Here is a 2,640-nt window from a genome sequence, read left to right on the forward strand (position 1 = left end):
CCGTGTGCCCGCCGCGCCGCGCCCGATCCCGTGGTCCGCGCCATACGCGCCCGCCGCGGGCGGGGGGGGGGGCGCGCGCGTATTCGACGGGGCCCCCCCCGCCGGTGCGTCACACGGTGGCCGTCAGCGCAGCTCAGCGCCCCCTCAGCGCGCCGTCTGCGGGACGCGCCGGCCCGGGACGGCCGGCCTGGCGGCCGCGCGGCCGGCGGCCGGGGCGGCGCCCAGGGCGGTGCCCCGGGTCTCCTCGGCCCACAGCACACACACCAGCAGGCCGACCACGGTGGTGCCGGCCGCGATGAGCATGGTCGGACCGGTGCCCAGCCCGGACAGCGACAGCGGCAGCAGGTAGGTGCCGACGGCCGCGCCGATCCGGCTCACCGAGGTCGCCACACCCACCGCCGTCGCCCGGATCTCGGTGGGGAACAGCTCGTTGGGGTAGGTCCAGTCGAGCACGTTGGGCCCGCCGCACAGGAAGGCGTACGCGCACAGCGCGGTCAGGGCGACGGCCGCCGGGGCGGTGGGCCACACGCCCAGCAGGGCCAGCGGGACGGCCATCAGGGCGAACGACCAGATGATGACGGGGCGCCGGCCGCGGGTGTCGATCAGGCGCAGGGCCGGGTAGCAGCCGAGCAGGAAGACGAGGCTGATCAGCCCGGTGCCCAGGGTCTCCATCACGGTGCCGCCGGGCATGCCGAAGGACGAGAGGATCTGCGGGCCGAAGGTGAGCATCGCGAACAGCGGGCCGACCTGGCAGAGGAAGAACAGGCCGCAGAACAGGGTGCGGCGCCGGTAGGGCGGGGTCATCAGCAGGCGCAGCCCGCCGGGGCGGTCGCGCTCGGCCGGGTCGGGCATCAGCTCGCGGCCGTCCACCCGTACACCGAGGTGCTTCTCGACCACGCGCACCGCGTCGCCGACCCGCCCGTTGGCGGCCAGCCAGCGGGGGGACTCCGGCGAGCCGCGACGGATCACCAGGAACACCACGCACAGCACCGTGGAACTCGCGAGCATCCACCGCCAACTGCCGGGCCCGGCCAGCTCCAGGAACGCGTAGCCCACGACGTAGGCGAGCACGGAGCCGGCGTACCAGGCGATGATCTGCTGACCGAGCAGCCGCCCGCGCTTCTTGGCGGGCAGCCACTCGGCGAGCAGGGAGGTGGCGATGGGGTAGTCGGCGGCCACGGCCATGCCGAGCACGAAGCGCAGCACGGCGATCGCCCACACCGTGTCGACCCAGAAGGAGAGCACCGAGCAGGCGACCATCACGAGCAGGTCGGCGGTGTACATCACCTCCCGGCCGATCCGGTCGGTCAGCACGCCGAAGAGCGCGCCGCCGACGAACATGCCCACCAGTGCGGCGGCGCCGATCAGGCTGACCTCCGCGGTGGACAGGCCGAGCTCGGGTCGCATTCCGATCAGGGCGACGCCGACGATGCTCAGGATGTAGCCGTCGAGCAGCGGCCCACCGGAACAGGCGAGGGCCAGTCTCCGGTGGAAGGCGGTATACGGGGCGTTGTCGATGGTCTGGGACATGTGCTGGGGGTCCTCCGGAGCGTACGGCGGCGGATGACCGCTCACCGTGCGCCGGGTAGACGGCAAGGAAAGACGCCGTCCGGCGGACGGCGCCATCACCCGCTCACACCGGGCGACCGTCCACGGTTGCCCGGGTGCGAGGGGGCCGCCACCGGGCCGAAGGTCGGCCGGAGTCGCGACGAAGGTCCCGAAGCGGACAGGACCTCGGACCATGTCGCGACCCCGCCCGCCCAGTCCTGCCGGGCCCTGTCGCCGTCCGGGCGCCCGCCCGCCCGCCGGGCGTGACCCTTCTCACCCAAAGGCCTCCGAGGGCCCCGATCGTGTGACCGGCGCCACATTCGGCCGTTCCGTTCGGTGGGCGCACCGGCCCGCGCCCTGCGCTCGGTCATCCCCTGCCTGCATGGCTCGGTGACCCTCCCGGCCACCCCTGGGCCGGAACTGGTCGCGCTGCTCCGGCGCGAACTGGGCCGGCTCGACGAGCGCATCGGCTGCCTCACCCGTAACCGCGACGCGATCCGCGACTACCTGGAACCCCGGCCTGAATCGGCGGCCGCAGGGGCTCGGTGGGTAAGCGGGACGGCCGGCTAAGCGGAACGGCAGGTTTCGGCCAGTTGTGCCACCGGTGAATACAGACGATCACATCTTCGGCATGCTGACCGCACACGTTGTTCGAGACTCGACAGGGGAGTTTGGCATGCGTCGAATTGCGGCTCTGGGTACCGGGGCGGCGCTGCTGGTGGCCGCCGGAGTGATGGCGGCGCCCAGCGCGTCGGCCACCTCGTACTGCTTCACCAGCCAGGGGGCGAACTGGGGCTCGGTGAGCTGCCAGACCACCGCCCCGAAGAACCACTGGCAGCTGGTCCTGGTCTGCAACAACGACAACGTCAACGGCAGCCAGAGAACCGTCAACGGTGTCTGGCGCACGGGCGACGGCAGCGACACCCTCTACTGTCCGACCGGCTACAGCGCGGCCTACACCAAGGTCAACAACGACAACTGAACCTCCGGGCGGGGGTGTCGGCCCCCATCGCGGGGGGCATGGTGCGACGCGTGCGGAGTTCCTGAGCAGGCTGCCGACCTGATCGCTGCCTCTCGGTCGGCTGACTCGAT

At 72.6% G+C, this 2,640-nt stretch carries 2 protein-coding genes; one reads left to right on the top strand and one right to left on the bottom strand.

What is annotated here, in order from left to right; translation table 11 throughout:
- Nucleotides 1–144: 144 nt before the first annotated feature.
- On the bottom strand, nt 145–1,530 hold the full coding sequence (locus ABT015_RS37825; RefSeq protein ID WP_350887872.1) for an MFS transporter: 1,386 nt from the start codon (nt 1,528–1,530) through the stop codon (nt 145–147).
- A 694-nt stretch (nt 1,531–2,224) separates the two neighbouring features.
- On the opposite strand from ABT015_RS37825, the gene ABT015_RS37830 reads away from it, so the two are divergent.
- Entirely contained in the window at nt 2,225–2,530 is a 306-nt protein-coding gene (locus ABT015_RS37830; protein WP_350887874.1) for a hypothetical protein, read from the top strand.
- Nucleotides 2,531–2,640: the final 110 nt, after the last annotated feature.

The sequence above is a fragment of the Kitasatospora sp. NPDC094016 genome, from assembly GCF_040304045.1.
Lineage (GTDB): Bacteria > Actinomycetota > Actinomycetes > Streptomycetales > Streptomycetaceae > Kitasatospora.